At 68.3% G+C, this 23309-nt stretch carries 19 protein-coding genes; 4 read left to right on the forward strand and 15 right to left on the reverse strand.

From position 1 onward, the window contains the following. Positions 1-21: 21 nt before the first annotated feature. The 3 genes from DK26_RS08800 to DK26_RS08810 form a co-directional block, all read right to left on the reverse strand. Positions 22-432, reverse strand: coding sequence for a type II toxin-antitoxin system VapC family toxin (locus DK26_RS08800; RefSeq protein ID WP_066470685.1), 411 nt, complete (start codon positions 430-432; stop codon positions 22-24). Further along, positions 432-677 carry a type II toxin-antitoxin system VapB family antitoxin gene (locus DK26_RS08805; RefSeq protein WP_066470687.1) on the reverse strand — a complete coding sequence of 82 codons (246 nt, stop codon included), beginning with the start codon at positions 675-677 and terminating at the stop codon, positions 432-434. Before DK26_RS08805 ends, DK26_RS08800 begins: the two co-directional genes overlap by 1 nt. A 67-nt stretch (positions 678-744) precedes the next feature. Next, positions 745-1194, reverse strand: a complete 450-nt coding sequence (locus tag DK26_RS08810) for a VOC family protein (protein WP_066470690.1) — start codon at positions 1192-1194, stop codon at positions 745-747. A 79-nt stretch (positions 1195-1273) separates the two neighbouring features. Here DK26_RS08810 and DK26_RS08815 point away from each other — a divergent pair, with 79 nt between their 5' ends. Next, positions 1274-2725: a cation diffusion facilitator family transporter gene (locus DK26_RS08815; RefSeq protein WP_248309908.1), complete on the forward strand. Its 1452-nt coding sequence runs from the start codon at positions 1274-1276 to the stop codon at positions 2723-2725. Here DK26_RS08815 and DK26_RS08820 read toward each other — a convergent pair. Further along, positions 2716-3678 (reverse strand): sodium-dependent bicarbonate transport family permease, encoded by a 963-nt coding sequence (locus DK26_RS08820; protein WP_066470693.1) that lies wholly within the window; start codon positions 3676-3678, stop codon positions 2716-2718. The genes DK26_RS08815 and DK26_RS08820 overlap by 10 nt on opposite strands. A 98-nt stretch (positions 3679-3776) precedes the next feature. On the opposite strand from DK26_RS08820, the gene DK26_RS08825 reads away from it, so the two are divergent. From DK26_RS08825 to DK26_RS08835, 3 genes are all read left to right on the forward strand, one after another. After that, complete coding sequence (locus DK26_RS08825) at positions 3777-4676, forward strand: LysR substrate-binding domain-containing protein (protein WP_066470697.1); 900 nt, start codon at positions 3777-3779, stop codon at positions 4674-4676. A gap of 71 nt (positions 4677-4747) precedes the next feature. Beyond that, entirely contained in the window at positions 4748-7390 is a 2643-nt protein-coding gene (gene pepN, locus DK26_RS08830) for an aminopeptidase N (protein WP_066470699.1), read from the forward strand. 258 nt (positions 7391-7648) lie between these two features. Continuing rightward, positions 7649-9922, forward strand: coding sequence for an ATP-binding protein (locus DK26_RS08835; protein WP_248309909.1), 2274 nt, complete (start codon positions 7649-7651; stop codon positions 9920-9922). A gap of 37 nt (positions 9923-9959) precedes the next feature. Here DK26_RS08835 and DK26_RS08840 read toward each other — a convergent pair whose 3' ends face one another. From DK26_RS08840 to DK26_RS08890, 11 genes are all read right to left on the reverse strand, one after another. Beyond that, entirely contained in the window at positions 9960-12908 is a 2949-nt protein-coding gene (locus DK26_RS08840; RefSeq protein WP_066470703.1) for a bifunctional [glutamine synthetase] adenylyltransferase/[glutamine synthetase]-adenylyl-L-tyrosine phosphorylase, read from the reverse strand. Positions 12909-12938: 30 nt separating this feature from the next. After that, complete coding sequence (locus DK26_RS08845; protein ID WP_083533086.1) at positions 12939-14438, reverse strand: ATP-binding protein; 1500 nt, start codon at positions 14436-14438, stop codon at positions 12939-12941. Next, the gene (locus tag DK26_RS08850; RefSeq protein WP_066470705.1) at positions 14422-15105 is read right to left on the reverse strand and encodes a response regulator transcription factor; all 684 of its coding nucleotides are present in this window, start codon (positions 15103-15105) and stop codon (positions 14422-14424) included. Before DK26_RS08850 ends, DK26_RS08845 begins: the two co-directional genes overlap by 17 nt. A gap of 190 nt (positions 15106-15295) precedes the next feature. Continuing rightward, positions 15296-16519 carry a trypsin-like peptidase domain-containing protein gene (locus tag DK26_RS08855; RefSeq protein WP_083533087.1) on the reverse strand — a complete coding sequence of 408 codons (1224 nt, stop codon included), beginning with the start codon at positions 16517-16519 and terminating at the stop codon, positions 15296-15298. 129 nt (positions 16520-16648) lie between these two features. Next, on the reverse strand, positions 16649-17116 hold the full coding sequence (locus DK26_RS08860; protein ID WP_066470706.1) for a cytochrome c-type biogenesis protein: 468 nt from the start codon (positions 17114-17116) through the stop codon (positions 16649-16651). Positions 17117-17121: 5 nt separating this feature from the next. Continuing rightward, positions 17122-19104 carry a heme lyase CcmF/NrfE family subunit gene (locus DK26_RS08865; RefSeq protein WP_066470708.1) on the reverse strand — a complete coding sequence of 661 codons (1983 nt, stop codon included), beginning with the start codon at positions 19102-19104 and terminating at the stop codon, positions 17122-17124. A 9-nt stretch (positions 19105-19113) separates the two neighbouring features. Then, the gene (gene ccmE, locus DK26_RS08870) at positions 19114-19596 is read right to left on the reverse strand and encodes a cytochrome c maturation protein CcmE (RefSeq protein ID WP_066470850.1); all 483 of its coding nucleotides are present in this window, start codon (positions 19594-19596) and stop codon (positions 19114-19116) included. A 41-nt stretch (positions 19597-19637) separates the two neighbouring features. Further along, complete coding sequence (gene ccmI / locus DK26_RS08875) at positions 19638-20750, reverse strand: c-type cytochrome biogenesis protein CcmI (RefSeq protein ID WP_066470710.1); 1113 nt, start codon at positions 20748-20750, stop codon at positions 19638-19640. A gap of 78 nt (positions 20751-20828) precedes the next feature. Next, entirely contained in the window at positions 20829-22205 is a 1377-nt protein-coding gene (locus tag DK26_RS08880; RefSeq protein WP_157089588.1) for a sensor histidine kinase, read from the reverse strand. A gap of 8 nt (positions 22206-22213) precedes the next feature. Further along, the gene (locus DK26_RS08885) at positions 22214-22879 is read right to left on the reverse strand and encodes a response regulator transcription factor (RefSeq protein WP_066470718.1); all 666 of its coding nucleotides are present in this window, start codon (positions 22877-22879) and stop codon (positions 22214-22216) included. Positions 22880-22922: 43 nt separating this feature from the next. Continuing rightward, positions 22923-23249, reverse strand: coding sequence for a hypothetical protein (locus DK26_RS08890; RefSeq protein ID WP_066470719.1), 327 nt, complete (start codon positions 23247-23249; stop codon positions 22923-22925). Positions 23250-23309: the final 60 nt, after the last annotated feature.

A 23309-nucleotide genomic window follows, 5' to 3' on the forward strand; every position in this document is an offset into this window, starting at 1 on the left:
CGGATAGCTCCGCTGGGACTGTCAGGCTCCGAAGCGGATGCCGTCGATATCCGTGTGGACGAAATCATTGCCCTTGTAGGCGAGCTTGAGGCCCGACGTCAGCGCCGCCGCATAGGCGAAACAATCGCCCATGTTGAGACGGGCCGGATGGCCCGAGACGTGATGATAGCGGGCAGCGCAAGCATGTGCTGCGCCCCCCACCTCCGGGCCGATCGGCATAACCGTCACCCCGGCACCATCGATGAAGGCACAGACGACCTCATAAGCTCGGTCGATGGTCAAACGCTTGACCACAGCAAGCCGAGTCGACGCCTCGAACATGGCGATAGCGGAGGTTGCATGCCCGCCTTCTTCCGCCAGCGACGCTCTGAACGCGACCGCTTCAGGCTCTTCCAGCAGATTGGCGAGTATCACGGACGCATCGAGGAACATCACGCGTCACCGTATTCGCGATCGAAGAATTCCTTATGCGTCATGCCGTCGTCGACGATGGGATGCCCGGCCAACATCTCCTGGGCCTTGCGCGTCGCTTCCTCGACCCGCACGCGACGTTCTTCACGCCGTCTGAGCTCATTTTCGACGGCAAGCCCGATAGCCCCTTGCAAGCTCGTGCCGGACAGCCTCGCGAGCTCCCGCACCTGCCTGTCGATCTTCTCGTCGCGCACCAGAATGCCCATGCGAGCCCCCCTGATATCATCAGATGATATCAGGGAGCATATCAGCCCACAATCAGGCGCCCCCCGCTCACCAGACGCCGGTGTTGGGCATGCTCAGCCACGGCTCGGCCGGCGGCTTGGGCTCGCCCTTCTGGAGCAGTTCGATCGAGATGTTGTCGGGCGAGCGGATGAAGGCCATGTTACCGTCGCGCGGCGGCCGGTTGATGGTGATGCCGGCCTTCATCAGCTTGTCGCAGGTCGCATAGATGTCGTCGACCTCGTAGGCGAGGTGACCGAAATTGCGCCCGCCGGTGTAGACCTCCGGATCCCAGTTATGGGTCAGCTCCAGGGTCGGCCGGCCACGACTACCCTGCTCCTTCACGTTGGGCGCATCGTCCGGCGCGGCGAGAAAGACGAGCGTGAACCGCCCCTTCTCGTTCTCCATGCGGCGGGTTTCGACGAGACCGAACTTGGTCACGTAGAAATCGAGTGCGGCATCGAGGTCGGTGACGCGCACCATGGTGTGGAGATATCTCACGGCTCTTCTCCCAGGGTTGATCTGGCCGATAGATCGGGCCAAACCCGCCATTCGCCAAGAGGGCTCACGCGGACTTACCATGACCGACACGCAGGATCGCATGCCGACAGCGGCCGCTTCGGCCGAGGTGTCGCGGATCAAGCAGCGGGCAGCGGCGCTCTCGGTCGCCGCCAGCGTGCTGCTGACGCTGGCGAAATTCGCGGCGGCGCTGGTTTCGGGCTCGCTGGCGCTGTTGACTGACGCGCTGCAGGGTCTGATCGACATTGGCTCGACCCTGTTCACCTGGTTCGCGGTGCGCGCCGCCGACAAGCCGGCCGATGACGAGCATCATTACGGTCATGGCAAGGTCGAGGCGCTGGCAGCGCTGCTCGAGACCGCGATCCTGTTCGGGCTCTCGGGCGCGATTCTCTGGGAAGCGATCAACCGCCTGCGCGCCGGAACGGAGCCCCCGGTCGAGGTGACCGCACTGGTCGTCGGCGTGCTCCTGTTCTCGCTGATGGTCGACGCGACGCGCTGGCGGGCCCTGACCACGGTCGCGCGCGACACCCGCAGCGAGGCGCTCGCCGCCGAGGCGACGCATTTCGCCACAGATTTCGTCGGCACGGCGCTGGTGCTCGCCGGCCTCGTGCTGTCGCGGATGGGCGTACCGATGGCCGACAGCGCGACGGCGCTCGGCCTCGCGCTCTACATGATCCTCACCGCCTTCCGGCTCGGCCGGCGGACCATCGACACGCTGATCGATGCAGCGCCCAAGGGGCTCTCGGAGCGCCTGCGCCAGGCCGCCAGCGAAGTGCCGGGCGTGGTCGGGGTCGAATGGCTGAAGCTGCGCCCGGCCGGCGGGCAGGTCCAGGGCGAGATCGGCATCCTGGTCTCGCGCACCTTGCCGCTCGACCGCGTCACCGCAATCAAGTCCGAACTGCTGGCGGCGCTGGCAGTCGCCGAGCCCAATGCCGAAATCACAGTCACGGCCAATCCGGTACAGGTCGACGACGAGACGGTGCTGGAGCGCGTCCTGCTGATCGCGCTCAAGATGAAGGTGCCGGTGCACCATGTCAGCGTCCACTCGATCGGCGAGCGCCTCTCAGTCTCGCTCGACATGGAGGTCGATGCCGGCCTGCCGCTGTCCGAGGCGCACGAGATCGCGACGCGGCTGGAACGGGCGATCCGCGACGAATTCGGGCGCGAGACCGAGGTCGAGACCCATATCGAGCCGATGGAGACCAGCCAGCCGAGCGGCCACAACGCCGCCTGGGAAACCGTCGAGGCGATCGGCAAGGCGATCGCGCAGGAGGCGGCGCGCGCTGCCGAGTCCGGCGGACCGATCCGCGACATCCACAGCGTGCGCGTGCGCGAGACCCGCAACGGCCTCGTCGTCAACTATCACTGCCGAGCCGAGGGCGGACTCGACGTCGCCGCCGTGCACCACGCCGTCGACGCGATCGAGCGGGCGGTCAGGCAGGCACGCCCGGATGTCTGCCGGCTGGTCAGCCATGCTGAGCCCCTGCCCATGGCCTCGCCGGCTCAGGCCTGAAGGAGACGGGCCAGGGCAGTGTAGAGCGGCAGGCCGACGATCAGGTTGAAGGGAAACGTCACCGCGAGGGCGGCCGCGAGCGCCGGCGTGCCGTCGGCCTCCGGCAGGGCCGACCGTATGGCCGCCGGAGCGACGATGTAGGAGGCGCTCGCCGCCAGCGTCGCCAGAACGACGGAGCCGCCCACCGACAGCCCGAGCAACTTGGCCACGACGAGGCCGAGCCCGGCATTGGCCAGCGGAGCGACGAGGCCGAAGCCGACGAGCGCCAGCGCGGCGCTCCGGATCGCGCTCGTACTGCGGGCAACCTGAATGCCGAGATCGAGCAGGAAGAGGCACAGCAACCCACGGAACAGGTCGTCGAAGAGCGGCCTGACCGGCGCGATGCCGGCAGGACCGACGATGGCGCCGATCGCGAGGCCTCCAATCAGCAGAACGATGCTCTTGCGCGAGAGTATCGTCGTCAGCACGGGCCAGAGCGAACCGGCCGAGCCGCCGGCCAAACGTGCCAGCGCGATCGCGACGAGGATCGCCGGCACCTCCATCACCGCGAGCAGCGCAGTCGCTCCCGGTTCGGGGGCGATTCCGACGAGATTGAGATAGGCCAAGGCCGCGATGAAGGTGACAGCCGAGACCGAGCCGTAATGGGCAGCCAGCGATGCGGCATCCGGCACAGAGAAGCCGGCAAGCCGCCGCGCCGCGGCGAAAATCCAGAGCGGAACGACCAGCGCGATCCCCGTACCCGCCAGGAGCAAGGGGATGGAGACAGGGCTGCCGGAATTCAACTCGGCACCGCCCTTCAGGCCGATCGCGAGCATCAGATAGATAGCGAGGAAGCGTGAAAGGGGCTCGGGAACGGCCAGGTCGCTGCGCAAGGCGACCGAGAGAACCCCGAGCAGGAAGCACAGGGTCATGGGAGAGAGCAGGCTGCTGGTCGCGATGTCGAGGCTGGGCATGTCGATTTCCAGTGAGGCGCCCCCGCCATAGAGCCGGCACCTCATCGACAAAAGGCAATGATCGACATATTGATCATTGCGATCTGAAATGATTTTCGATGCCGCAATCGCCACCTCCCTTCGAGCTCGACCTGTTGCGGAGCTTCGTCGCCGTGCTCGACTTGGGCTCGTTCACCCGCGCGGCCGAGCGGCTCGATCTCAGCCAGGCGACCGTCAGCCTGCAGATGCAGCGCCTCGAGGAACGCACCGGCCGGCGCCTGCTACAGCGGCGTAGCGGCGCCGGCGGTTACGTCCTGGCAACCCCGGAGGGCGAGATCCTGGCGCTGACGGCCCGCCGCATGCTGGCCCTGGCGGAAGAGGCGCGGATCGCGCTCGCCGGGCCGGGTCTCGGCGGGCGGCTGCGGCTCGGCACGCCGGAAGACTTCGCGACCTGGCATCTGCCGGACATTCTCGGCCAGTTCACCCGAGCTCATCCCGGAGTAATGCTCGAGGTCGCCTGCGACTTCTCGGCGAACCTGCTCGATGGCTTCGCCAAGGGGCTTTACGATCTCATTCTGTTCAAGCGCGATCCGCAGCGGCAGTTGCCCACGGGCAGCGGCTTCGGCGTCTGGCGCGAGCCGCTGGTCTGGGTGACCTCGCCCCGCCTCGCCGCGCTTCCGGCACCGGAGACCCTGCCGCTGATTCTCGCCCCCGCGCCGGACGTCTACCGCCGGCGCGCGCTCGAGGCGCTCGAGGCGGCGGGGCGCAGCTGGCGCATCGTCTTCGCCAGCCCGAGCCTGGCCGGGCTCCATGCAGCCGCACGCGCCGGTCTCGGCTGGACGGTACTCCCGGCAGGCATGGTGCCGCCGGGGCTGGTGACGCTCGAGGCCGCCTCGGAGGGCCTTCCCTTGCTGGCCGAGGCAGAGCTGGTGCTCTATGCCGCCGCCGGCCCCCGCTCCCCGGCACTCGACCGGCTTCACCGCCATATCGTCCAATCCCTCGAAGCCCGGCGCCGCTGACCCGGCGGCGTTTGCCGACCGGGCGCACCCGCGATAGACCGCTTGCAGACGATCCCAGCCAGCGAGTGCCCATGCGCGCCGAAGACGCCCCGATGATCCGCCTCGAGGACTACCGCCCGTCCGACTGGCTGATCGACACCGTCGACCTCGACATCGTGCTCGACGCGAACCGCACGCGGGTGCGTGCCCTGCTGCAGCTCAGGCCGAACCCGCAGGGCCGCGCCGGCGCACCGCTGGTGCTCGACGGCGACGAGCTCACGCTCGGCTCGATCGCGCTCGACGATGTGCCGCTCGACGCCGCCCTCTACAGCGCGACGCCGCAGTCGCTGACGCTGCCCTCCCCGCCGGAGCGGGCCTTCTCGCTGCGGATCGAGACCGAGCTGAACCCAGCCGCCAACACCAAGCTGATGGGGCTCTATCGTTCCAGCGGCGTCTACTGCACGCAGTGCGAGGCCGACGGCTTCCGCCGCATCACCTATTTCCTCGACCGGCCGGACGTGATGAGCGTCTACACGGTCAGGCTCGAGGCGCAGAAGGCCGAGGCGCCGGTACTGCTGGCGAACGGTAACCTCGTCGCCGCGGCAGAACTTCCCGGCGGCGAGCGCCATTTCGCCGTCTGGCATGACCCGCATCCCAAGCCCGCCTATCTCTTCGCCATCGTCGGCGGCAGGCTCGACCATGTCCGCCAGCCCTACGTCACCGCCGATGGCCGCAAGGTCGAGCTCGCGGTCTATGTCGAGCCGGGCAAGGCCGGGCGCGCCGGCTGGGCGCTCGACTCGCTGGTGCGCTGCATGCGCTGGGACGAGCGCGTCTTCGGCCGGAACTACGATCTTGACGTGTTCAACGTCGTCGCCGTGTCGGATTTCAACATGGGCGCGATGGAGAACAAGGGCCTCAACATCTTCAACGACAAATACGTGCTGGCCGATCCGCCGACGGCGAGCGACGGTGACTACATCTCGATCGAGGCGATCATCGCCCACGAGTATTTCCACAACTGGACCGGCAACCGCATCACCTGCCGCGACTGGTTTCAGCTCTGCCTGAAGGAGGGCCTCACGGTCTTCCGTGACCAGGAGTTCTCCTCCGACGAGCGCTCGCGCCCGGTGAAGCGCATCGCCGATGTCCGCACGCTGCGCTCGACCCAGTTCTCCGAGGATGCCGGCCCCCTCGCCCACCCGGTCCGGCCGCGCGCCTACAAGGAGATCAACAACTTCTACACGCCGACGGTCTACGAGAAGGGCGCGGAAGTGATCCGCATGCTCAAGGTGCTGATCGGCGACGACGCCTTCGCGCGCGGCATGGACCTCTATTTCGAGCGCTGCGACGGCACGGCGGCGACGATCGAGGAGTTCCTCGATTGCTTCATCGAAACTTCGGGCCAGGACCTCGGCCATTTCGCCAGATGGTATGAGCAGGCGGGCACACCGACCGTGGTGGCGAGCGGCCGCTACGACGCCGCCACGCAGAGCTTCACGCTCGACCTCGCCCAGTCGACGCCGCCGACCCCCGGCCAGTCCGAGAAGGCGCCGGTCGTCATCCCCGTTGCCCTCGGCCTCGTCGGCAAGGCCGGCGACCTGCCGCTCGACAGCCTCTCGCCGGCACTGAAGGCCGGCGGAGTGGTCGTGCTCGACGAGCCCTCGCTGAGCGTGACCTTCACCGGGCTCACCGAAGCGCCGGCCCCCTCGCTGCTGCGCGGCTTCTCCGCGCCGGTGCGGCTCGAGCTCGACCTCGGCGATGCCGAGCTGCTGCGCCTGTTCAGCGCCGACAGCGATTCCTTCAATCGCTGGCAGGCCTTCCAGACGGTCGCGACGCGGGCGTTGGTGCGCGCCGGCGCGGGCAGCGACCTCTCGCAGCTCGACGATAAGGCGAGCGAGTTGGCGCAGGCCCTGAAGGGCTTCCTCGCCGGCCCCGCCACCGCCGATCCGGCTTTCGCCGCACAGGTGCTGCGCCTGCCGGGACCGGCCGACATCGCCCGCGAGATCGGCCGCAACGTCGATCCCGACGCCGTCTTCGCTGCGCATCGCAAGCTCTCGCGTGGGATCGGTATCGCGCTCAGTCGGCCGCTCGCGGAGCTGCATTCCAGCTTGCGCGAGGCCGGCCCCTATTCGCCGGCCGCCGGGCCGGCCGGCCGGCGGGCACTGCGCAACGAAGCGCTCGGCCTGCTCGCCCTCGCCACGCCGGAGGAGGCCAGCAAGTTGGCACAGGCGCAGTTCGCCGAAGCGGACAACCTGACCGACAGGCTGGCGGCGCTCGCCGCCATGACGCTGATCCCGGGCGAGGCGCGCGAGGCGCTGATCGCGCGCTTCTCTGAACTCTATGCCGGCGAGCCGCTTGTCCTAGACAAATGGCTGATGGCGCAGGCGCTGATCCCGGAGGCCGGCACGCTCGACCGGGTCAAGGCGCTGATGGCGAGCCCGACATTCTCGCTCGGCAATCCCAACCGCGTGCGCGCGCTGATCGGCGGCCTTGCGGCCAATCTGACCCAGTTCAATCGCGCCGACGGCGCCGGCTACGGCTTCATTGCCGGAATCGTGATCGAGCTCGACCGGTCCAACCCGCAGGTCGCCTCGCGGCTGCTGAGCTCGTTCAAGACCTGGCGCATGCTCGAAGATGGCCGCCGCGAGAAGGCCCGCAGCGCGCTCGCCATGGTCGCGGCGACGCCGGGATTGTCGCGCGATGTCGCCGATATCGCGGCTCGCTCGCTAGCCTGATGCGACCGTCGGCAGGCGGCTGCGAGGCCGCTTGCCACAAAGGTTAACGGATCATTACGCGCACAGGATTCATCGACAATTTTAAGCAACCATAGCGCGTAAAGTGAGTGTACTACTCAACTCAAAGCTAGACAAAAAGCCGCCCGCGGATTCAACTGAAACTGATTCGGGGATGCGGCACGTCTCCCGATCTTACTGACGGTACATCGCTTCCGAAGGGGGACGGGCATGACGCGTGCAAACGCGGCTTGCGCACACGTGCGCGCGGGCTCAATTCTTGGCGTCGCAAGATCGCTGACGCACCCGCTCTACCAGCGCTTCGAAAAGCTGGAACCTGCCTTCCGCAAGGTCATTCCAGCCCTCGTTGCCTGCTTCGTCGTGATCATGGCGCTTGGCGCCTACGTCCAGACCAGTGCCCTGCGCGACGATACCCTCGCCGACACAGCAAACGACCTCGATATTCTTGCAACCTTGCTGGCACGCGAGCTCGATCTTGCCTCCCGCGACGACAAGGATCTGCGCGCCGTCCTGGCTGCGCTGAGCACCAAGCACATCGCCGGCCGCGGCCGCATCGTCCATGTAAGCGACGCCTCGGGCATGCTGGTCGCCAGCGAACCGACGCTCGGCGGCGGCAGCCGCAGCCTGATCGAACTGCTCGGCCCGGCCCAGGCACTGACCGTATTCGCAGAACGGGCCGGCGTGATGAAGATCATGCTCCCCGGCGGCCTGGAAGCCTTCGCGACCGTGCGCAACCTCGCCGCGCCCTTTGGCCAGATCGCTGTCCTCCAGCCGGTGAAGCGCGCCCTGTCGCTCTGGGACGAGCGGAGCCGCTCGATCCTGGTGCTGTTCGCCTCGGCGGGAATCGTCCTTGCCGGCATCACCCTCGCCTTCATCCTGCAGTCGAAGCGCGCCCGCGCCGCCGACGACGATTGCGACTGCGTGCGCGAGCGCATCGACACAGCGCTCAGCCGCGGCCATTGCGGCCTCTGGGACTGGGACCTGGCGAAGGGCCGCATCTACTGGTCGGACTCGATGTACGCCATGCTCGGCTACAACCGTAAAGGCGAGTTCATGTCCTTCGGCGAGGTCAACGCCTTCATCCATCCCGATGATGCCGATCTCTATGCCCTGGCCGACGCGATCAGCCGCGACGAAGCCACCCATCTCGACCAGGAATTCCGCGTCCGCGACGCCAGCGGCCAATGGATCTGGCTGAAGGCCCGCGCCGAGCTGGTGATCGACCGCCGCACCGGTGCCCGCCATCTCGTCGGCATCGTCGTCGACATCTCCGAGCAGCATCGCATGGCCGCCCGCACCGCGACCGCCGACGCCCGCCTGCGCGACGCCGTCGAGGCGATCTCGGAAGCCTTCGTGCTTTGGGACGCTGACCGCAAGCTCGTGCTCTGCAATGCCAAGTACCAGCAGCTCCACCAGCTCCCGCCGGAACTCGTGCGCACCGGCGCGAGCTATGAGGCGATCATGAACTGCAGCGCCCAGCCAAGCGTCGACCGCGAGCCGGTCCGCAGCTCCCGCGCCGAACCCGGCAGCCATTCCTACGAAGCCAAGCTCTCCGATGGCCGCTGGCTCCAGATCAACGGCCGTCGCACCAAGGATGGCGGCTCGGTCTCCGTCGGCACCGACATCACCACGCTGAAGCAGCAGGAGGAGCGCCTGACCCGTTCCGAGCACCAGCTGCTGACCTCGGTGACCGACCTCAAGGCCTCGCGCCAGAAGCTCGAAGCGCAGGCCCAGCAGCTCGCCGAGCTCGCCGAGCTCTATCTCGAGCAGAAGGCCTCGGCCGAAAGCGCCAACCGGGCCAAGTCGGAGTTCCTCGCCAATATGAGCCATGAGCTGCGCACGCCGCTCAACGCGATCATCGGCTTCTCCGAAATCATGGAAGCGCGGCTGTTCGGCGATCTCGGCTCCGAGCGCTATGACGAGTATGTCCGCGACATCCGCTCCAGCGGCGGCTACCTGCTCGCGGTGATCAACGACATCCTCAACATGGCCAAGATCGAGGCCGGCAAGGTCACGCTGGAAAAGGCCGAGGTGGCGCTCGATCCGGTCGTCGCCGAGGCGGCGCGGACCCATCAGGAAGCGATCGCCCGCAAGCAGCTCACGTTCTCCTGCGAGGTCGCCAGCAACCTGCGCCTCGAAGCCGACTCGCACGCCCTGTTCCAGATTCTCTCCAACCTGCTCGACAATGCCGTGAAGTTCACGCCGGAGGGCGGCAACATCGCGGTCCGCGTACGGCCGGCGCCGGGTGCGCTCAACATCTATGTCGAGGATTCCGGCATCGGCATCCCGCCGGAGAAGATCGGCCGGATCGGCCGCCCCTTCGAGCAGGTCGAGGGCGAGTTGGCGCGCAGCTACAAGGGCTCGGGCCTCGGCCTGGCCATCGCCCGCTCACTAGCCGAGCTGCATGGCGGCGGCCTGCGCATCCGCTCGGTTATGGGCTCCGGCACCATCGTGATGGTGCACCTGCCGCTGAAGCACGAAAGCCACCCCGAACTGGACCTCGTCGCGGCCTGAAATCGACAGGCCAACGGGCCCGCCGGCTCCAGCACCGCTAGCCCTTCGCCGCGCCCAGCACCTGGCGAAACAGCGTCCGCACCCGCCCGCGCGTCTCGTCGAGCTCCGCCTTCAGCACCTTGGCGTCCGGCAGGCCGACGGCCGTCGCGATACGGCGCAGCACCCGCTCCGGCACGGCCTTGGGGTCGAAGCGCTCCTCGACCGTAAAGCGCTGCCAGAGCTGGACATCGCCGAACAGCCGGGCCGCCCCGGCAAGCAGCAGCGCATCTTCCTCGGAAATCAGGCCGGTGCCCTTCGCCGCCTGAAACACCCCCGCCGTGGTCTGGGCCAACAGCCCCGGATGGTCATGCGCATGGGCAAGCACCAGGAACTGGGCGAGGAAGTCGAGATCGGTCAGGCCGCCGGCGGCGAGCTTGAGATCCCAGGGGTCGGACTCGCCCTTCTCCTTAGCGATCAAAGCGCGCATTTCGGCGACCGCCGCGGCGACCTTCGCCGGGTCGCGACGGCGCAGCAGGATGTCGCGGATCGCACTCTCGGCCCGCCGCGCCAGCGCAGGGTCGCCCGCTACGACGCGAGCACGGGTGAGCGCCATCTCCTCCCAGATCTCGGCCTCGCCCTGATGATAGGCGATGAAGCCCTCGAACTGCGTCGCAGCCGGGCTCTTGTTGCCGGATGGACGCAGGCGCAGGTCGACCTGGTAGAGCGTGCCCCGCCGGGTCGGCACCGTCAGGGCCGCGACCAGCCGCTGGCTGAAGCGGACATGCCAGGTGACGGGGTCGAGCGGACGGGCGCCATCGCTCGGCTCGGCATGCTCGGGCCGGTCATAGAACAGCATCAGGTCGAGGTCGGAGGACGGGGTCAGCTCCCCCGCCCCGAGCCGTCCCAGGCCGACGACGACCGCCTCGGCGCCGGCGATGACGCCGTGCTCGGCGACGAAAGCCGCCCTGGTGTCGTCGAAAGCGGTACGCAAGCAGGCCTCGGCGACCGCCGCATAGCCATGGGCGGCCTGCTCCGCGGTGATCACGCCGGAGAGCAGGCGTGCGCCGACCAGGAAATTCTCCTGCCGCGCCGCGTCGCGCATCCGGTCGAGTCCCTCCTCGACGCTTTCGGGGGTGCCGACCACCGCCCGGACGCGCCTTGCCACCGCCTCGCCGCCCTGGCCGGGCGTGCCGAATGCGGGGTCAATCACCGCGTCGAGCACATGGGGATAGAGTGCTGCCACCTTGGCGAGCCGCGGCGCGCTGCCGAGGATTTCGGCGAAGATGCCGAGCAGGGCCTCGCGCGAACGCAGCAGCGTCAGAAGCTCGACCGCCGCGGGCATGCGCACGAAGGCGTTGTCGAGATGGGCGAGCGCGCCATCGGGATCGGTGGTTCGGCCGAGCGCGACCAGCAGGGCCGGTGTCAGCTCGGTCAGGACCTCGCGCGCCCGCGCGCTGGTGACGGCGGGCCGGCGACCGAAATGCCAGCCACGGACGGTCTCGGCCACGACGGAGGGCTGGCGGAAGCCGAGCTTGCGCAGGGTCTCGAGCGTCTCGGGATCGTCCTCGGTGCCGGTGAAGGAGAGCGCTCCAGCCTCGCTGGCGAGGCTCGGCGCATCCTCGAACAAGAGCGCGTAATGGCTCTCGACGCGCCTGGCATGCGCGGTCAGCGCCTTGTCGAAGGCGGCGGTCGAAGGATAGCCGCAGAAGCGGGCAAAAGCTTCCAGGTCCTTGGCCTCGGCCGGCAGGGTCTGGGTCTGCTCGTCGTTGCGCATCTGCAGCCGGTGCTCGATGGTCCGCAGCCAGCAATAGGATTCCGTGAGCTCGTCGCGCGCCTGCGGACTGATCCAGTTCTCCTTGGTGAGCTCGCCCAGCATATCGAGCGTGCGCGGCCCGCGCAGCGCCGGCCTGCGGCCGCCGAAGACGAGCTGCTGCGTCTGCACGAAGAACTCGATCTCGCGGATGCCGCCGCGCCCGAGCTTGACGTTGTGGCCGGGCAGGCTGAGCGTCTCGAAGCCCTTCACCGACTGGATCTGCCGCTTCATCGCATGGATGTCGGCGATAGCGGCGAAGTCGAAATATTTGCGCCAGATGAACGGGGCGAGATCGGCGATGAAGCGGCGGCCGAGTTCGATGTCGCCGGCGACCGGGCGCGCCTTGATCATCGCGGCGCGTTCCCAGTTCTGGCCGACCGTCTCATAATAGAAATAGGCGGTCGGCAGGGCGACCGCGACATGGGTCGAGCCCGGATCAGGCCGCAAACGCAGATCGACCCGGAAGACATAGCCGTCCGGCGTGCGCTCCTGGATGATGCGGGCGATCTGCTGGGTGAGCTTGACGAAAAAGCTCGATGGCTCGGCGACGCCGGCCGCCTCGGCCATCTCCGGATCGAAGAAGACGACGATGTCGATATCGGAGGAGTAGTTCAGCTCACCCGCGCCATGCTTGCCGAGCGCGAGCACGACAAGGCCCGAACCGGCACCAAGGTCATTCGCGTCCGGCAGCGTGATCCGGCCGAGATCGGCCGCCTGGCGCAGCGCATGCTCGCTCGCGAGTCGCACAGCCATGTCGGCTGTCGCGCTCAAGGCCTGCGTGACCTCCTCGACCGTCCAGGCGCCGCCGATATCGGCGAGCGCGACGAGCAGCGCCATCGCCTGCCGGAAGCGGCGCAATTCACGCATCAGATCGGCGGTCGCGGTCTCCGGCCCGGAAGCTGCCGCGATCTCGCGCAGCAGCCCGTCGCGGCGCTCGGCGGGATCGCCGGTCAGCGATGCGAGCAGTCCGGCGGGGTCGCGCCGTATGATCTGGGTGAGGAAGGGCGAATGGGCAAGGATGCCGGCAACCAGATCCTGCGCGGCCGGATGTGCGGAAAAATGGGCGGCGAGCGCCGCGCCCGCCTCGGCGTCATAGAGCCGTTCAAGCAGCTCGCTCGCGACCAGCGCCTCGGCCCTCGCCCGCGCCGGCAGGACCGGCGCCGCCTTCAAGCGCTCGCATAGCGGCTCGCCCATAAGGCCCTCTCCCCGGCAACGGCCTCCGATTCAGGCCGATTGGAACCCTGCCGGGTTTGGCTGGGAAGTCGAGCCCGCAGGCTCTTCCATGGGTGGGCTTTCCACAGCGGGCGGCGCCAACGGCAGCGACATCGCCACGCGCAGGCCCGGCGCATTGTCGGCGAGCTGCACCGCGCCGCCATGCAAGCGCGCCACCGCCGAAGCCAGCGCAAGACCGAGGCCGAAGCCCGGCTTGGTGCGGCTCTTGTCGAGTCGGACGAAGCGCTCGAGCACCCTGGCCCGGTCGGCCTCGGGAATACCGGCGCCGTGATCGGCGACGCCGAGTTCCACCATCTCGCCGACGCGCCTTGCCGTGACCTCGACCGTCGCCGGCGCATCGCCCTCCGGCTTGCCGTATTTCAGGGCATTGTCGATGAGATTGGCCAGCGCCTGGCCGATCAGCTCGCGATTGCCTGTCAGCTCGAGTCCTGGCTCGACTGCGACCGAGAGCGAGAGCCCCGCCTCCTCGGCCAGCGGCTCGTAGAGCTCGCCCAGCCCGTCGACGATCTCGGCAAGATCGAGCGGCGCCATGCTGTCGCTGATCTGCCTGGTCTCAAGGCGAGCGATCATCAGAAGTGCGTTGAAGACGCGGATCAGGCCGTCCGCCTCGTCGATCGCTCCGTCCAGCGCAGTACGCAGCTGTTCCGGCGTCTCCGCGGTGCGCAGCGCTTCCTCGGCGCGGTTGCGCAGGCGCGTCAGCGGCGTCTTGAGGTCATGGGCGATGTTGTCGGAGACCTGCTGCATGCCGCTCATCAGATCGCCGATCCGGTCGAGCATGGCGTTGAGATTGAGCGCGAGCCGGTCGAGTTCGTCGCCGGTGCCGGAGATGGAGAGACGGCCCTTCAGGTCTCCGGCCATGATCGAGCGGGCGCTGTCGGTCATCCCGTCGATGCGCTTCAGCACGCGCCGCGCCACGAACCAGCCGCCGAAACAGCCGAGCACCACGACGAGCACCAGCGACCAGGCCGCGGCGCGCTTGATGATGACGCGTAGCCGCTCCCGCTCCTCGACATCGCGCCCGACGAGCAAGCGGAAGCCGGCCGGCAGCATGAAAACACGGACCAGCGCGTGATTGACCTGGTCCAGAGCCTCGGATGAGCGGGCGTACTGGATCTCGCGCTCGCCCGGCCGGTCGAGCGTGCCGGGCTGCAGCGCCTCGATATTGCCCGCGATCCGCTCGCCGGTCGGCGTCACCACGAGATAGAGCGAGGCGCCCGGGCCGCGCGAACGCCGCTCGATGACCTGGACCAGCCGCCGGATGCCACCGAGACGCTGCTGCTCGGCAAGGCCCTGGATTTCCGCATCGATGGTCGAGCGGATCTGGTCGTCGAGCAGGGTCTTGGCGTTCCAGGCGACATAGCCGAGCACGAAGGCGGCAAAGGCCGCGAAGACGACGAGGTACACCGCCGTCAGCTTGAAGGCGGTGGTACGGAACAGATTCGGCAGGAAGCGCTGGCCGCCGGCCGGCGCCGGATCAGCGAGCTGTGTCACGGACCATGTATCCCGCGCCGCGGATGGTGTGGATCATCGCATGCTCGAAGCCCTTGTCGATCTTGGCACGCAGCCGCGAGACATGGACGTCGATGACATTGGTCTGGGGATCGAAGTGATAGTCCCAGACATTCTCCAGCAGCATGGTGCGGGTCACGACCTGCCCGGCATGCTTCATCAGATATTCGAGCAGGCGGAACTCGCGCGGCTGCAGCACGATCTCCTCGCCAGCGCGAGTGACGCGGTGGGCGAGCCGGTCGAGCACGAGATCGCCGACCCGGTAGGTCGTCGGCTCGGAGGCGGGCGCGCCGCGACGGCGGGCGAGCACCTCGACGCGGGCGAGCAGCTCCGAGAAGGCATAGGGCTTTGGCAGGTAGTCGTCGCCGCCGGCGCGCAGGCCCTTGACCCGGTCGTCGACCTGGGCGAGCGCCGAGAGGATCAAGGCCGGCGTCGCATCGTCCTGCTCGCGCAGCGAACGGATCAGCGAGAGCCCGTCCATGCGTGGCAGCATGCGGTCGACGACCAGCACGTCATAGCCGCCGCCCTGGGCGAGCGCGTAGCCCTCCAGCCCATCGGCTGCATGGTCGGGAACATGGCCGGCTTCACGAAAAGCCTTGACCAGATAAGCCGCCGCTTCGGCGTCGTCTTCGACGATCAGGAGTCGCATGGCGGCAGGTTACCTCAGCAAACGGAAAAGCGGCAGGCCGGATGTGACGATCCGACCTGCCGCCGAAGCGGCGGGATTCCCCGGCATGGGGGCGACGTGACAGCCGGGAAAAACCATCCGCCCGGGGCGTGTTCCAGCTTTTGAAGTTACGCTGACGCGCTGGAACACGCCCGACTTGGATTAGCCCGGATCAGGCCGCCGGCTGGCGGCCGACCTCGAAGGAGAACTCGCGCTCCTTGCCGTCGCGCCAGACGGTCAGCTTGGTCTTGCTGCCCGGAGCGAAGGTGGCGATCTTGCGGGAGAGATCGCGGGCGTCGGCGATCTTCTCGCCATTGACGGCCAGGATCGTGTCGCCGCGCTTCAGGCCGGCCTTGGCGGCCGGACCGTCGAGCTGGGCCGAGGCGACCAGGGCGCCCTTGGCATCCTTCAGGCCGATCGCATCGGCGACTTCGGCGGTGACCGGCTGGATCTGCACGCCGATGAAGCCGCGCGCCACCGTGCCGTCCTTCTTCAGCGATTCGACGACGCTGTTGACGGTCGCCGCCGGGATGGCGAAGGCGATGCCGACATTGCCGCCAGACGGCGAGAAGATCGCGGTGTTGACGCCGACGACCTCGCCCTTGAGGTTGAAGGTCGGGCCGCCGGAGTTGCCGCGGTTCACCGCCGCGTCGATCTGCAGGAAGTCGTCATAGGGACCCGAGCCGATGTCGCGACCCTGGGCCGAGACGATGCCGGCCGTAACCGTGCCGCCGAGACCGAACGGATTGCCGACCGCCATCACCCACTCGCCGATGCGCGGCTTGGCGCCGGCCAGCTGGACGAAGGGGTAGTTGCCGGACTCGTTGACCTTGAGCAGCGCCAGATCGGTGCGCGGATCGGTGCCGACGACCTTGGCGGTCAGGGTCTTGCCGTCATCGGTGACGAGCTCGACCTGGGACGCCTTCTCGACGACGTGGTTGTTGGTGACGACATAGCCGTCCTGGCTGACAAAGAAGCCCGAACCCTGCGACATCGCGCGACGCTCGGGCGCCGGCCGGCCGGAACGCGGGCTCTGCTGCTCGTCGAACTGGCGGAAGAAGCGCTCCAGCGGGTGGCCGGGCGGCAGGGCGTTCGGGCCGTTCTCACCATCCTCACCGGTGCTGGCGAGGCGCGAGTTGACGCGCACCGACACGACGGCCGGCTTCACCTTCTCGGCGACGTCGGCGAAGGAAGGCAGCTGCATCTGCACGCCGGAGAGCTGGATCGGCTGGGCATTGGCGCCGCCATGGCTGGTCAGCAGGTTGTCGGCAAGGCCGGCCATCATGCCGATGCTCAGCGTCGCGGCGCCGGCGATCAGCGCGCCACGCTTCAGGATCGAGCGGGCGGGAGCCGGCTGACGGAAGGTGTTCTCGGTCTTGTTCTCGTTGATATTCATGATGCAAACCTCGGGGCGGATCGCAGGGTCTTTCCTGCTTCGTCCCGAACACCATGAAGGCCGGCGCCTTACCCCGATTTCGCCCGAGCATGACGATTTCGTAAGGTTACGCTTGCGCGCCGGCCGGTCTCAGTCGCGCTCGTCGCGCGTCAGTTCGTCGAGGCGGCGCTGTTCCTCGGCGGTCAGCGCCGGGGTCGCAGCGGCCGGGGCAGCGTTCATCCGGCGGCGGCGCCAGAGAAAGAGCAGGCCGGCGGCCAGGATCGTGAAAGGCGCCGCCCAGAGCGCGATCGTGCGTGCATTCATCGGCGGGCGCAGCAACACGAAGTCGCCATAGCGAGCCACGACGAAATCGACGACCGCCCGGTCGCTATCACCGGCGACGAGGCGTTCGCGCACGAGGATGCGCAGATCCTTGGCGAGCGGCGCATCGGAATCGTCGATCGACTGGTTCTGGCAGACCAGGCAGCGCAGGCCCGAGGAGATCTCTCGCGCGCGCTGCTCCAGCGCGGCATTGGGCAGGATCTCGCTGGGTTGGACGGCCAGGGCGGGCCCGGCGAAGGCGAGCCCGAGGCAGATCAGGAGAGGAGCCAGGCGCATCCGCCTCACTCCGCAGGCTGCGGCAGGGCGGAGGTCGGCGCAGCCCGGCGCGGCGCGGCCACCCGGAAGCGCCGGTCGGTGAGCGAGAGCGCGCCGCCGAAGGCCATGATCAGCGTGCCGATCCAGATCAGCAGGACCAGCGGCTTGTCATAGGCCCTGACGGCGATGCTGCCGTCGGCCTCGCGCTCGCCGAGGCTGACATAGGCCTGGCTGAACCCGTCGCTGCGGATGCCCGCCTCGGTCGTCGGCATGGCGCGCGCCGTATACATCCGCTTCATGGATTCGACCGGCTTCATCTCGCGCTCGCCGGTACGGATCCTGAAGCGTGCGACCTCCTCGGTAAAGTTCGGCCCGGTGCGCGGCGCGATCGATTCCAGCGTGAAGGTGTAGCGGCCGCTGGTCAGGCTCTGGCCCGGCTTCAGAATGCCGATGCCCTCGGTGCTCCAGGCGGTCGCGGCGATACCGATCACGGTGACGCCGACGCCGGCATGGGCGAAGGCCGTTCCCCAGATCGAACGCGGCAGTCCGCGGGCGCGCGACCAGATCGCGGCAGCGCCGCTGGCGCGAGAGACGACGCGTTCGCCGAGATCCCAGAACGCGCTCACGACCAGGAAGACGCCGAGCCCGATGCCGAGCGGCGCGAGCACAGGGCCACCGCGCGTCACCGCGAGCAGCGCGATCGTCACCAATACGGCGAAGCCGAAGGCGAACTGGGCACGCTGGGCGGCGCCGAGCAGATCGCCACGCTTCCAGGCGAGCGACTGGCCGATCGGCAGCAGCAGGAGCAAGGGCACGACCACCGGCAGGAAGGTGGCGTTGAAGAAGGGCGGGCCGACCGAGATCTTGTCGCCGGTGACCATTTCCAGCGCCAGCGGATAGAGCGTGCCGACGAAGACCGTGGCGCAGGCGGTGGCGAGGAAGAGATTGTTGACGACGAGCGCGCTCTCCCGCGAGACAGGCGCGAACAGGCCGCCCTGCCGCAGCAGCGGCGCCCGCCAGGCGAACAGCGCGAGCGAGCCTCCGACGAAGATGACCAGAATGGCCAGGATGAACAGGCCGCGCTGCGGGTCGGTGGCGAAGGAGTGCACCGAGGTCAGGACACCGGAGCGGACGATGAAGGTGCCGAGCAGCGAGAGCGAGAAGGTCAGGATCGCCAGCAGGATCGTCCAGACCTTGAGCGCGTCGCGCTTCTCCATCACCACGGTCGAGTGGATCAGCGCCGTGCCGGCGATCCAGGGCATCAGCGAGGCGTTCTCGACCGGGTCCCAGAACCACCAGCCGCCCCAGCCGAGTTCGTAATAGGCCCAGTAGGAGCCCATGGAGATGCCAAGCGTCAGGAAGGTCCAGGCCAGCAGCGTCCAGGGGCGAACCGCGCGGGCCCAGACGGCGTCGATGCGCCCGTCGATCAGCGCCGCAACGGCGAAGGCATAGGAGATCGAGAAGCCGACATAGCCGACATAGAGCAGCGGCGGATGGATCGCGAGACCGAGATCCTGGAGCAGCGGGTTGAGGTCCTGCCCCTCGGCCGGAGCCGGAACAAGCCGGCGGAACGGGTTGGAGGTCAGCAGCGTGAAGGCGAGGAAGGCGACCGTGATGGAACCCTGCGCCGCCAGCGCCCCGGCCCGCAGCCGCGCCGGCAGCGAGCGCCGCGACAGTGCGACCAGCGCGCCGAACAGCACGAGAATGAGGACCCAGAGCAGCATAGAGCCCTCATGGTTCCCCCAGGTCGAGGTCAGCTTGTAGATCAGCGGCTGCGTCGAATGCGAATTCGAGGCGACGTTCTCGACCGAGAAATCCGAGACGAAATAAGAGAAGACCAGGGCGCCGAAAGCGACCGAGACGAGCAGAAAGCAGGCGATCGCCGCGGCCGGGCCGACCGAGGCGAGGACCGGGTCCTGACGGGCAACGCCCCAGAGCGGCACCACCGTCTGGATAACCGCGACGCCCAGTGCCAGCGCCAGCGCGAAGTGACCAATTTCGACGATCATCGTCTAGCCCTACTTCGCCGGCGCCGCTGGCGTGGCGGCATCCGCCCCCGCCTTCGCGTCACCCGGCTGCCAATGACCCTGCTTCTTCAAAGCGTCCGCGACCTCGCGGGGCATGTAGTTCTCGTCGTGCTTGGCGAGCACGGAATCGGCGCGGAAGCGACCGGGTGCCTCGAGCACGCCCTCGGTGACGACGCCCTGCCCCTCGCGGAAAAGATCAGGCAGCAGGCCCGTGTAGTTGACCGTCACCGTGGTCTTGGCATCGGTGATGGTGAAACTGACCTTCTGTCCGGGAGAACGGACGACCGAACCCTCCCCAACCAGCCCGCCGAGACGCAGGCGCGTTCCCGGCGTCAGCCCCTTCTCGACGATTTCGGTCGGGCCGTAGAAGAAGACGATGCTGTCGCGCAGCGCATAGGCCACGAGGCCCGCGGAGATGGCGAGGACGGTGCCGGCAGACGCGATCATCACCATCCGGCGCTGCTTGCGCGTCATGCCCTTGCGGGCCGGACTGCGTGGAAAGCCGGTCTGCGCCGTCATCGGGCCGCCTCCTGCAAGCCGAGTTCGCCTGCGAGCGTGCCGAGCGCGTTCAGCGCCTCGGCATCGGCAGCGAGACGTTCGCGCGCCGTCGCCAGCGATTTGAGCGCCGCCGGCTTTTCGCCGAGGACGGACTGCGAGCGGATCAGGCGGGACCATTCCGCCAAGGTGCCTCCGCCTTCGGCGAGGCGTCCGGCCAGACTGTCGACCATGCCGCGAACCGCGGCCGCCTGATCCTGCGCCGGCAGATTGGCGATCGCCGCCGCCGCTGCCGGGTCGGAAGGGCCTTGCAGGGATTCAAGGCGGGCGCGAACGGCGCCCGTCCACGGCGCATCGGCCGGAGCCTCGGCGAGCAAGGCCTTGAGCGCGGAGACCGCCCCCGGAATATTACCGTCCTGCTCCAGGCCGATCGCCAAGAAGAAGCGGGCGCGGGCGTTGGCAGGGTCAAGCTTCACTGCTTCCGCGAGGCTCTCGCGCGCCTGGGCCGTGACCACGCCGCCCGCGGCGAGGATCATCGCCTCGCCCTGCCCGGCGTGACGTTCGGCGGTCGGCCCGTCATGGCGGGTCGCGGCGGCAAAGGCCTTGGCGGCATCCTCGAAGCGGCCCTGCCGGAGATAGACCGGCGCGAGCACCGACCAGCCCTTGCCGTCGGTCGGGTTGGCGGCGAGATGGCTCTCGATACGCGCCAGCGCGATCGCGAAATCCTGCCCGGCGGGACTCGCCTTGAGGCGGGCGGCGAGCGGCTGGTCGGGAACGCTGGGCGAGCCATAGGCGCCATAGACCAGGAGCGCCAGCAATGGCACGCAGGAAAGCGCGATCGCCGAAGCGGCGCGGCGCCGGCGCAGGGAAGGCTCGCTATCGCCGGTCGGAGCGGTTTCGACCGCCGCCGCGCGCAGCAGCCGGCGCGCCGCCTCGGCCTTCGCGGCCTCCGCCTCGGCGCTGCCGATCAGGCGGCGTCCGAGATCGCGATCGATCTCGGCGACCTGGGAGCGGTAAAGCGATTTCGCTCCCGCCGTGTCGGCGAAGATCGGCGGCTGGCGCCGGCCGAGCGGCCAGAGAACCGACAGGACCGCCGCCCCCGTCATGACCGCAAAGATGATCCAGATCAGCATCCGCCGTACATAACCAATTGCGGGCCCCGCTTCATGTCCGAAGATGGCGACAAAGGGTCACGCGGACAATGCGCAGCATCAAACAGCCGGCAGGACGAGCCGGGCCCGCAGGCCGCCGAGCGGCGAGTGCTCCAGCGTAAGCCCACCGCCATAAAGTTTGGCGAGATCGACGACGATGGAAAGCCCGAGCCCGGACCCCGGCGTCGTCTCGTCGAGGCGGCGGCCGCGCTTGATCACATCCGCCATCGCCTCCTCGGGCAGGCCCGGGCCGTCATCGTCGATCAGCAGGGCAAGCCGGCCTTCGGGCAGATCGCGCCCGGAATCCAGGCTGACACGGACCTCGCTGCGCGCCCATTTGAAGGCATTGTCGAGCAGGTTGCCGAGCATCTCCTCGAGATCCTGCTTCTCGCCGCGGAAACGTGCGGCGACAGGAACATCGTGGCTGCCGGCGATCGCCCGGCCCTGCGCGATCTTCTGGAAGGTGCGGATCAGCGCGTCGAGCGAAGGCGCGATCTCGGTCACCCCGCCGAGCGCGCCGGAGAGCGCCGCCGCCCGGGCACGGTCGAGATAGTACTGGACCTGGTCGCGCATGATCGCGGTCTGGTGGCGGACCGTCTGGGACAGCGGCCCCTGCCCGGCCTCCGCCTCGTTCTGCATGACGCTGAGCGGCGTCTTCAGGGCGTGGGCGAGATTGCCGACCTGGGTGCGCGCCCGCTCCAGAATCTCGCGATTGGCGTCGATCAACTGGTTGAGCTCGCCGGCCAGCGGGTCGAGGTCCGGCGGATAGCGCCCGCTGATCCGGGCGCTTTCGCCGGTGCGCACCTTGCCGACGGCCGCTCCGAGCCGGACCAGCGGCCGCAGTCCGAAGCGGACCTGGATGATCGTCGAGGCGACAAGCGCCAGGCCCAGCGCCAGGAAGGTCAGGGTCAAGGCGAAGCGGAAATCGCGGATGTCGCCGTCGATCTCGTCGGCCGGTGCCGCGACGCCGACCGTAAAGCGGCCATCCTCGCCGACATCGATCTCGCGCTCGATGATGCGCAACTCACGGTCGTCCGGACCCGAGATGTAGCTTTCGCGCAGGCCGCGCGCGTTCGGCCGGATCGGCTGGTCGAGCAGCTTCGGCAACTGCCCACCGACCAGCGAGCGCGAGGTGCGGACATTGGGACGCTCGCCATCGAGCCGGATGATCTGCCAGTACCAGCCGGAGAGCGGCAGGTCGAACCGCGGCTCGCCGAGATCGCCGATCGCCTGGCGCTCGGCCTCGGGCGGCGCGGCGAGATCGGCGACCAGCTCCTTGATGTAGACGCTGAGGCGCTCGTCGAAGCCGCGCTCGGCCGAGCGCCGATAGAAGGTCGTCAGGCCGAAGCCCGCCAGAATCAGGACCAGCGCGCAGCAGACGGCAGCCGAGATGAAGAGCCGCGCCCCGAGCGAGAAACGCTGTTGCGAGGCGGGCATGATTCGCGTCAGGCCTTGGCGGCGGCAGCGATATAGCCCAGACCGCGCACCGTCTCGATGATCTCGACGCCGAGCTTCTTGCGCAACCGGCCGACGAAGACCTCAATGGTGTTGGAGTCGCGGTCGAAGTCCTGGTCGTAGAGATGCTCGACCAGTTCGGTGCGCGAGACCACGCGGCCCTGATGGTGCATCAGATAGGCGAGCAGGCGGTACTCGTGCGAGGTCAGCTTCACCGGATTGCCGTCGACGACGACGCGGCTGGCGCGCGTGTCGAGGCGGACCGGGCCGCAAGTCAGTTCGGAGGTTGCATGGCCGGCGGCCCGACGCAGCAAGGCGCGGACCCGGGCGAGCAGCTCCTCGATGTGGAACGGCTTGACGACATAGTCGTCGGCGCCTGCATCGAAGCCGGCGACCTTGTCGCTCCAGCGATCACGCGCCGTCAGGATCAACACCGGCATCGTCTTCTCGGCGCGGCGCCAGCCCTGCAGCACGGCGACACCGTCGACCTTCGGCAGGCCGAGATCGAGGATCACGGCGTCATAGGGCTCGGTCTCGCCAAGATAGAGCCCCTCCTCGCCGTCGAACGCCTTGTCGACCGCGTAGCCGGCATTCTCCAGCGCGTTGACGATCTGGCGGTTGAGGTCCTTGTCGTCCTCGACGACGAGCAGTCGCACGGCGGGATCACTCCATAGCAAAGATCAGGGGGGAATAGCGGAATTAGCGGATGTCCGCCACCTTGCCCGAATGCCCGTCGAGGGTCACGCGGGCGACACGGCCATCGCGCTTCAAGGTGGTGACGACATAGACATAGTCGTCGCCGAGCCGGCAGAGACGGATCCGGACGACCTCGCCCGGCGCGGCTTCGCGCGCATGCCGTGACGCGGCGGCCGGCTGCATGACCTTGCCGTCGGAGACTGCATCGCGGGTCTCGCTCGCCGAAAGACATGAGATCGGCTGCGATGCATCGGCCGGGATCACCGGTGAGGCCACGAGCGTGAGCATGGCGAAGGTTGCGGTGGTCGGATCAAGCAGCGTCATCAGCATGCGCTAGTCCTGTCCGCGTGAATGCGCCATGAACACCCCCTTGCGGCAGTTGTCCGCAGC

The organism is Allobosea sp. WAO (genome assembly GCF_001509835.1).
GTDB lineage: Bacteria > Pseudomonadota > Alphaproteobacteria > Rhizobiales > Beijerinckiaceae > Allobosea.

Coding starts and splice junctions, on each gene's coding strand:
- ccmE (WP_066470850.1), bottom strand. CDS start 19,596: ATGACGCGCAAGCAGCGCCGGATGGTGATGATCGCGTCTGCCGGCACC.
- DK26_RS08865 (WP_066470708.1), bottom strand. CDS start 19,104: ATGATCGTCGAAATTGGTCACTTCGCGCTGGCGCTGGCACTGGGCGTC.
- DK26_RS08800 (WP_066470685.1), bottom strand. CDS start 432: ATGTTCCTCGATGCGTCCGTGATACTCGCCAATCTGCTGGAAGAGCCT.
- DK26_RS08805 (WP_066470687.1), bottom strand. CDS start 677: ATGGGCATTCTGGTGCGCGACGAGAAGATCGACAGGCAGGTGCGGGAG.
- DK26_RS08850 (WP_066470705.1), bottom strand. CDS start 15,105: ATGCGACTCCTGATCGTCGAAGACGACGCCGAAGCGGCGGCTTATCTG.
- ccmI (WP_066470710.1), bottom strand. CDS start 20,750: ATGCTGATCTGGATCATCTTTGCGGTCATGACGGGGGCGGCGGTCCTG.
- DK26_RS08820 (WP_066470693.1), bottom strand. CDS start 3,678: ATGCCCAGCCTCGACATCGCGACCAGCAGCCTGCTCTCTCCCATGACC.
- DK26_RS08890 (WP_066470719.1), bottom strand. CDS start 23,249: ATGCTGATGACGCTGCTTGATCCGACCACCGCAACCTTCGCCATGCTC.
- pepN (WP_066470699.1), top strand. CDS start 4,748: ATGCGCGCCGAAGACGCCCCGATGATCCGCCTCGAGGACTACCGCCCG.
- DK26_RS08840 (WP_066470703.1), bottom strand. CDS start 12,908: ATGGGCGAGCCGCTATGCGAGCGCTTGAAGGCGGCGCCGGTCCTGCCG.
- DK26_RS08855 (WP_083533087.1), bottom strand. CDS start 16,519: ATGAATATCAACGAGAACAAGACCGAGAACACCTTCCGTCAGCCGGCT.
- DK26_RS08825 (WP_066470697.1), top strand. CDS start 3,777: ATGCCGCAATCGCCACCTCCCTTCGAGCTCGACCTGTTGCGGAGCTTC.
- DK26_RS08880 (WP_157089588.1), bottom strand. CDS start 22,205: ATGCCCGCCTCGCAACAGCGTTTCTCGCTCGGGGCGCGGCTCTTCATC.
- DK26_RS08860 (WP_066470706.1), bottom strand. CDS start 17,116: ATGCGCCTGGCTCCTCTCCTGATCTGCCTCGGGCTCGCCTTCGCCGGG.
- DK26_RS08815 (WP_248309908.1), top strand. CDS start 1,274: ATGACCGACACGCAGGATCGCATGCCGACAGCGGCCGCTTCGGCCGAG.